The following is a 7,743-nucleotide window of genomic DNA, read 5'->3' on the forward strand; positions in this document are numbered from 1 at the left end:
GCCTTCTTTTCGAAGAGCTTGTTCCAGCGGCGGCGTTCGCGGCTCTTCCAGGAGCCCCGGTGCCAGGCGTCCGAGGCGATGAGGGGGACCACGGTGGTGGCCTCGGCGAAGACCATCTGTTCCCAGGTCACGTCCACCTTGCCCCAGGAGCAGGCCTCCTGGAGGGTCGAGGACGAGCAGGCGCCGTCGCGCACGTCGGCCACCGTGATCTGGACGGCGTATTTATGCATGTCGACTTCCTCGCCGAGGATCTCGGCGCAGACCACCGTGTCCTGGGCGAAGTTCTTCGGCACGCCGCCGCCGACCATGAACAGGCCCGTGGTGCCCGCGGCGATCTTGATGTCGGTGAGCTCGCGGAAGTCGGCGATGGAGTCGATGGTCAGATAGGGCTTGCCCGCCTTCATCCGCTCCACCTGATGCTTGACCAGGCCGAAGCCGGCCGAGGAGTCGGTGAAGGCCGGGCAGAAGATCGGCACGCCTTCGCGATAGGCCACCTCGATCAGGCTGTCGGGCTTCTTGGCGTTCCCGGCGGCCAGCCACTTGCCCATCTCATAGATGAACTCGCGAGAGGAATAGGGGCGGGGCTCCAGCTGGTCGGCGATGTCCTTGATCAGGGCGTCGCAGGCCTGCAGGTCTTCCTCGTCGATATAGGTGTCGTAGATTCGGTCGATATAGAGGGCGCGCAGGTCGCGGTCGTCCACCGGCTCCTTGGCCTGATAGTGCTTGAAGCCCAGGGCCTCGAAGAAATCCATGTCAACGATGGAGGCGCCGGTGGAGACCACCGCGTCGATCAGGCCGTACTTCACCATGTCGCGGTAGATGTGCATGCAGCCGCCGGCGCTGGTGGAGCCCGCCAGGGTCAGCCAGGTGGAGCAGCCGGCGTCTTCCAGGGCCATGGAGAAGATGTCGGCGGCCCGGGCGGTGTCGCGGCTGGTGAAGCTCATCTGACGCATGGCGTCGATGACGGGGCGGGCGTCGTACTGGTCGATGGCCACATGCTCGACCGTGGAGGACAGCAGCTCGGCCTTGCGGTTGGACTGAACCTCAGCGTTCATTCTCTGAAATCCCTAGAGTTTGAGCGCCCGTCCAAAAGGAATTGAGGCGCGGCCGGGACGGAGCGACCGGCCGCGCCTTAAGAAGGTCTGGACTCTAAACGCGTTTAGCGCCGACGACGTTTCTTGCCGCGGGCGCGCGACAGCTTGACGACATTCTGGCTTTCCGGCCGCGGCAGGGGAATGGAGCGCCGGGCCAGGCCGTACATCGACGCCATGGGCGGGTCCTTCACCACCACGGTCTCGGTGTCGCCGAAGCCGTTGAAGCGGGTGTTCATGGCCACCCCGTAGGCGCCCAGCATGCCGATCTCGACATAGTCGCCCTCGCGCACATCCTCCGGCAGCCAGAAGGGGCCGGGCATGTGGTCGAGGGAGTCGCAGGTGGGGCCGTAGAAGCGGTAGGGCTTCAGCGGGCCGTCCACCTCGCGGGCCGAGCCGTCCGCCTCGCGGCGGATGAGCTTCACCGGGAAGGGCCACTTGGTGTGGGTGGCGTCGAACAGGCTGCCGTAGGAGCCGTCGTTCAGATAGAGGGCGTCGCCCTTGCGCAGCTCCACCGCGGTCAGGACCGAGGACGACTCCGCCACCAGGGCGCGGCCCGGCTCGCACCAAAGCTCGGTGGTCTCATGGACCATCATCTCCGAGAAGCCCCGGTCGATGGAGTCCATGTAGTCGGCCAGGGACGGCGGGACCATGCCCGGATAGACCGAGGGGAAGCCCCCGCCCACATCCACCACATCGGCGAACACGCCGGCCCGCACCAGGGCGCGGGAGGCCTGGGTCATGGCCGCCTGGAAGGCGGTGGGCCGCATGCACTGGCTGCCCACATGGAAGGAGACGCCCATCAGCTCGTGGGTGGCCCGGCGGGCGGCCAGCAGCAGGGCCGGCGCCTCGAAGGCGTCCACCCCGAACTTGCCGGCCAGGGAATAGGCCGCGCCCTCGGCGGCGACGCCCAGGCGCACGATCAGGTTCAGGTCCTTGGCCTGGCCGGTGGCGTCCAGGATCTTGGCCAGCTCCTCATGGGTGTCGAGGGAGAAGGTCCGCACCCCATGGTCGAAATAGGCGGCCGAGATCGCCCGGCGACTCTTCACCGGGTGCATGAAGGCCATGCGCGCGCCGGGCACGAGCTGGGAGACCAGCTCGACCTCAGGCAGGCTCGCCACGTCGAAGGACCGCACGCCGTTCGCCGCCAGGGTCTCGATGACCCAGGGCGAAGGATTGGCCTTCACCGCGTAGAAGACGTCGCCTTTAAAGTTTTCCTGGAACCAGCGGGCCGCTAGGGCCACAGCATCCGGTCGCGCAAAGGCGACGGGACGCTCCGGTGACCGCTCACGGACCAGGTCCAGGGGCGTATGGTACGTATGCACCTCACGCAACCCCCAACAGATTGTTGAACCCAATCCGGCGTTAGCAACGCATAGGACAACGGGGTCCGCCGGAGCCGTGCGAAATAGTGGCAAGCCGACCCGATGTAAACCCCTGGTCCCCCGACTTTTTTTCGCGCAGGCCCCTGCGGCCCCCGGCCACGTCGCGCCATGCTGGACCCGGTCTCGCCCCCATGTCATGAAACCATCGTGCGGATGGGCGATCACACCCTGCTATGTGTCCGCTCGCCGTCTCGCCTTGGGGATCGTACGCCATCCATGACTGACGCCGCCGTCCTGTCGGTGCGCCAAGTGTCGAAGAGTTTCGGGTCCCGCCGCGCGTTGGACGGGGTCTCTCTCGATGTGGCCCGTGGCGAGATGATCGCCCTGATCGGCCCGTCCGGGTCGGGCAAATCGACCCTGCTCCGCGCCATCAGCGGCCTGGCCCCCATCGACAAGGGCGCCGGCCGGATCGACGCCTTCGGCGACCAGGTCCAGGCCCAGGGCCGGGTGGACCGCAAGGTGCGCCGCACCCGCATCCGGGTGGGCATGATCTTCCAGCAGTTCAACCTGGTGGGCCGGCTGCCCCTGTTCACCAATGTGGCCCTGGGGTCGCTGGGGCGCATCGGCTTCATCCGCGGCCTGCTGGGTCTGTGGCCGGCGGAGACCAAGCAGGCGGCCATGGCCGCGCTCGCCCGGGTCGGCGTGGCCGAATACGCCGGCCAGCGGGCCGGGACCCTGTCGGGCGGCCAGCAGCAGCGGGCGGCCATCGCCCGCGCCCTGGTGCAGAAGGCCAAGATCATCCTGGCCGACGAGCCGGTGGCCTCCCTCGATCCTGTTTCCGCGCGCCGGGTCATGGAGATCCTGCGCGACCTCAACCGCACCGACGGCCTGACCCTGATCGTCACCCTGCACCAGGTGGACTACGCCATGCGCTACTGTGATCGCGTGGTGGCGCTGAAGGCCGGCCAGATCGTCTATGACGGTCCGGCCCAGGGCCTGACCCGCAAGCAGCTCATCGACATCTACGGCCCCGAGTTCGAGGACGTCTTCTGGGAAGGAGCCCCGCAATGATCCGTCGCAGCCTTCTGGCCGCGGGCCTTTCCGCCGCCCTCGCGCTGGGCCTCGCCGCCTGCGGCGAACGCCAGGGTTCGGCCTCCGACCAGCCGGAGGTGATCAACTTCTCCATCCTGGCCACCGAGAACTCCTCGAGCCTGGAGACCTTCTGGAACCCGATCCTCCGCGACATGGAGGAAGAGATCGGCATTCCGGTGAAGCCCTTCTACGGGTCCAACTACACCGCGCTCATTGAGGCCCTGCGCTTCGGCCAGACCGATGTGGGCTGGTTCTCCAACCTCTCGGGGCTGGAGGCCGTGCGGCGGGCCGACGCCGAGGTGTTCGCCCGCACTTTCGATCCTTCCGGCGAAGACGGCTATCGCTCGGTGATCATCGTCCCGGCCAGCTCGAACGTGACGCTCGAGGACGTGATGCGCTGCGACCGGCGGCTGAACTTCGGCATCGGCGACGCCAAGTCCACCTCGGGCACGCTGGCGCCCATGACCTATCTGTTCGCGCCCGCCGGGGTGGACCCGCAACGGTGCTTCGCCCAGGTCCGGGCGGCCAATCACCAGGCCAATCTGTTCGCCGTGGCCAACGGCGTGCTGGACGTGGCCACCAACAACTCCACCGCCATCCGCCTGCAGGTGATCCGCGACGAGCAGAACCGCGCCAACGGTCAGCCCACGGTGAGCGACAAGATCCGGGTCATCTGGGAATCTCCCAAGCTGCCCGAGGACCCCATCGTGTGGCGCAAGAACCTGGACCCGGCGGTGAAGGAAAAGCTGCGCCAGTTCTTCCTGACCTATGGCAAGGGCGACTCCCCCGAGGCCCAGCGTCAGCGGGAACTGCTGTCGGCCATCTCCATCGGCGGCTTCCTGCCGGCCGACGCCACCCACCTGATCCCGGTGCGCGAGATGGAGGCCACCGAAGCTCTGCTGGCCGCCCGCAACAGCGGCGACGCGGCTCGCATCGCCCAGGCCGAGGCCGCCCTGGACGCCGTCCGGGCCGAGCGCGAGGCCCTGGAGGCCCGCGCCGGCGCGCTGGCCGATCCGCCCGCTTCGGCCGCCCCTTAAGCCCCGCGCCCGATCCCCCGAGCCCAGAGGCCAAGTCCCGTGACCCAAACCGCGCCGGCCGGCGCCCCGGCCCTCAAGCCGCCCGCCCGGCCCCTGGGCCAGCTGGCCTTCGATCTCTGCCTGTGGGGCGGCATCGCCGCGGTGCTGATCGCCAGCTTCGCCCCGGCGGAGATCTGGAAATTCCCGCGCCTGTTCTCCGGCTCGGACAATATGCGGCTGTTCGGCCAGGCCTTCCTGAACCCGGACTTCGACCTGCTGCCCTTCTTCATCGCCCAGATGTGGCTGACCATCCAGATGGCCATGTGGGGCACGGCGCTGGCGGTCTTCCTGGCGGTGCCGCTGGGCCTGCTCGGCGCGCGCAACATCGCGCCGGCGGCCATCCAGTGGCCGGTGCGCCGGGTCATGGACATCCTGCGCTCGGTGCCGGACCTGGTGATCGGCATGGTCTTCGTGGTGGCCGTGGGCCTGGGCCCCTTCGCCGGGGTGATGGCGCTGGCCCTCAACACCGGCGGCGTGCTGGGCAAGCTGTTTTCCGAGGCCGTGGAGTCCATCGACAAGGGCCCGGTGGAAGGGGTCCGCGCCACCGGCGCCCACAAGCTGCAGGAGATCGCCTGGGGGGTCATTCCCCAGGTGGCGCCGCTCTGGACCTCCTATGCCCTCTACCGGTTCGAATCCAACAGCCGCGCGGCCACCATCCTGGGCCTGATCGGGGCCGGCGGCATCGGCCAGATCCTGTTCGATAGCTTGAACAGCTTCGCCTATTCGCGGGTCGCCGCCATCGCCGTGGTGATCGTGGTCGCCGTGACCCTGATCGACCTTCTGTCCCAGGCGATCCGCTCGCGGCTGATTTAGCGCGTTCCGATAAGTGGGAACCGGTTATCGGATCGAAATGCGCTCAAGTCTTTGAGTTTAGAGCCTCACGCCACGGGCAGATCGAACATCAGCTGACGCGCCAGGCGCACGGGCGGCGAGCCGAAGCTGAGCAGGCGGTCGTGATAGGCCTTCATGTCGAAGTCGGCCCCGGCCCGGCCTTGCGCCTCGCGCCGCAGGGCCCAGTGTTCCTCCCAGCCGACGAAATAGGTGGGCAGCTGGGCGGAGGAGACCCGCGCCCGGGTCCATTTGCCGGCGGCCTCGCGCTCCTGCTGGAAGGCGTCATGGGTCATCAGATGCATGGCCCGGGCCTCGTCCCAGCCTTCGGTGTGGACGCCGATGTCGAGGATGGCGTTGGTGATCACCCGCAGCAGGAACTTCAGATTGGCCAGTTCATAGAGGGGATGACCGTCCCGGTGGCCGGCCTCGACCATGATGTCCTGGGCATAGCAGGCCCAGCCCTCCACGAAGGTCCCCGACCACAGGACCGAGCGCAGCACCGAGGGGTGGCGGTTGGAGTGGGCGAGCTGGAGGTAGTGGCCCGGCGTGCCCTCGTGCACGGTCAGCCCCTCCAGGGTCCAGTTGTTGTATTCCCGCAGGAAGGAGTCGGCCTGTTCGGCGCTCCAGCTCTCCGGGATGGGCGAGAGCTTGTAGAAGGTGGGCAGGTCCCGATCCAGCGGTCCGGGCGGATCGCAATAGGCCACGGCCACCCCGCGCTGGAACTCCGGCGTCAGGACCAGCTGCACCGGCTCGGCGGGCGGGGTGACGATGGGATGGCTGGCCACGAAGGCGATGGCGGCGTCCAGCTTGGCCTGGGCCGTGGCGATCAGCGTCTCTGGCGTGGCGCGGTCGGCATAGACCTGCTCCAGGGCCGCGGCGATGGCGGCCTGCTGCTCGTCCGGCGTCGGGGTCTCAGGGGTGGGCGGCGCCTCAGGGTCGCCGGCCAGGATCTGCCGGGACAGGGCGTACATGCGCCCGCGCACCTCGCGAAGCGCCCGCTCGGCGTCGGCCTTGATCTGGTCGCGGGAGAGGTCGCTGTCCAGGGCGAAGCGCAGCTTGGCGTCATAGAGGTCCGCCCCCAGGCGCCACTCCCCTTGCGCCTGCGGGACCAGGACGTCGTCGATCCAGGCCTGGTGCTCGGCGATGGCGGCCTGGGCGCGCTCGGCGGCTTGCCGCAGACCCGCCCGGCCTGCGGCGTCCAGGACGGCGTCTTCGGCCAGCAGCAGGTCCACGAGGCTTCTCAGGCCGGCGTTCTGGCCGGCATAGGTCTGCGCGTGGATCTGCGGAACCCGCTCCGGCGTCAGGCTGGCGCGGATCTCCCCCAGCAGGGCGGGAAAACCCTCCAGCCGCGCCGTGGCCGAGGCCAGGCGTTCGGGCAGGGGGGCGAAGTCCCGGGCGATGAGGCCGTAGAGGGCGGAGCCGGCCAGGGACTGGTGGATCAGCGGGTCCCAGCGGTGGGCCTGCAGGGTGTCGTGGGTCCAGACGTCCCCGGCCAGGGTGTTGCGCAGGATGGCGGCGTCCACCTGGCGCTCGCGCGAAAGCTGCGCGGCCGGAAGGGCCGACAGCCGCTCCAGCAGGCCCGCGGCCGCGTCCCGCCGGGCGGCCCAGCCCTGCGGCGTCAGGTCGTCCAGCTGGTGATCGAAGCGGTGATCGCCCCAGAGGGTGGCGGTGATGGGGCTGCCCCGCAGGGCGCTCTCCAGCCAGGCCGCGGCGAGCGCGTCGAAGTCGGCGTCGGCGGCGCTCTGCGCCGGGATTGGCGGGGCGACCTGGGCGCGGGCGGCGCCCAGCGGCAGGGCGGCGGCGACCCCGAAGGTTATGAGCAGGCGGCGGTCGAGCAGAAGGGGCATGGCGATCTTTCCCGGCGCATGCGCCGAAACGGCCGGCGCCGAGGCACTTTCGGCCAGGCCCTCCCCGCGGGCAAGCTGGGTTGGTCGAAGCGCAGCGGGCCGCCTGCGGGGCCTCAGGCCACCTTAGGGCGGCGGCGGACGCGGGCCAGGCGGCGCAGTCGGCGCCAGAAGCGGGTCTTTTCCGGTTCGGGATAGGGCTGGAGATTGCGCACGAAGTCCTCGGCGCAGGCCTTCCAGGAGAAGGTCTCGGCGAAGGCGCGCACCGCCTTGCGGTCCAGGGCGAGCGCCTCCATGCAGGCCTCCTTCAACCCTTCGGTGGCCGAGGCCGCCAGCACGCCCGCGCCGGAGCCCGGGATGATGTCGATGGGGCCGGGCGCCGGATAGGCCGCCACCGGCGTGCCCGAGGCCATGGCCTCCAGGATCACCAGGCCGAAGGTGTCGGTGAGCGAGGGGAAGACGAAGACGTCGGCGCAGGCGAAGT

The 7,743-nt window shown here is 69.3% G+C and carries 7 protein-coding genes; 3 read left to right on the plus strand and 4 right to left on the minus strand.

The window, feature by feature from the left end; translation table 11 throughout:
* Nucleotides 1-1,055, minus strand: a 1,055-nt coding sequence (locus tag V7D28_RS11940) for a 1,9-bis(guanidino)-5-aza-nonane synthase (protein ID WP_333587605.1), incomplete at its 3' end; no start/stop codon positions are given.
* 104 nt (nucleotides 1,056-1,159) lie between these two features.
* Nucleotides 1,160-2,416, minus strand: a complete 1,257-nt coding sequence (locus V7D28_RS11945) for a type III PLP-dependent enzyme (protein ID WP_333587606.1) — start codon at nucleotides 2,414-2,416, stop codon at nucleotides 1,160-1,162.
* A gap of 276 nt (nucleotides 2,417-2,692) precedes the next feature.
* Here V7D28_RS11945 and phnC point away from each other — a divergent pair, with 276 nt between their 5' ends.
* The 3 genes from phnC to phnE are packed head-to-tail and all read left to right on the plus strand — an operon-like array spanning nucleotide 2,693 to nucleotide 5,397.
* Nucleotides 2,693-3,487 (plus strand): phosphonate ABC transporter ATP-binding protein, encoded by a 795-nt coding sequence (gene phnC / locus V7D28_RS11950; protein ID WP_333587607.1) that lies wholly within the window; start codon nucleotides 2,693-2,695, stop codon nucleotides 3,485-3,487.
* Nucleotides 3,484-4,545 (plus strand): phosphate/phosphite/phosphonate ABC transporter substrate-binding protein, encoded by a 1,062-nt coding sequence (phnD, locus tag V7D28_RS11955; RefSeq protein WP_333587608.1) that lies wholly within the window; start codon nucleotides 3,484-3,486, stop codon nucleotides 4,543-4,545. The genes phnC and phnD overlap by 4 nt, the downstream gene beginning before the upstream one ends.
* A 39-nt stretch (nucleotides 4,546-4,584) precedes the next feature.
* Nucleotides 4,585-5,397 (plus strand): phosphonate ABC transporter, permease protein PhnE, encoded by an 813-nt coding sequence (phnE, locus tag V7D28_RS11960; protein ID WP_442957935.1) that lies wholly within the window; start codon nucleotides 4,585-4,587, stop codon nucleotides 5,395-5,397.
* 65 nt (nucleotides 5,398-5,462) lie between these two features.
* Here the strand turns inward: phnE and V7D28_RS11965 are convergent, their stop codons facing one another.
* Nucleotides 5,463-7,262 carry a DUF885 domain-containing protein gene (locus V7D28_RS11965; protein WP_333587609.1) on the minus strand — a complete coding sequence of 600 codons (1,800 nt, stop codon included), beginning with the start codon at nucleotides 7,260-7,262 and terminating at the stop codon, nucleotides 5,463-5,465.
* A gap of 113 nt (nucleotides 7,263-7,375) precedes the next feature.
* On the minus strand, nucleotides 7,376-7,743 hold a 368-nt coding region (locus V7D28_RS11970; protein WP_333587610.1), incomplete at its 5' end, for a glycosyltransferase.

This window comes from Phenylobacterium sp., assembly GCF_036723115.1.
In the GTDB taxonomy this organism is placed as follows: Bacteria; Pseudomonadota; Alphaproteobacteria; order Caulobacterales; family Caulobacteraceae; genus Phenylobacterium.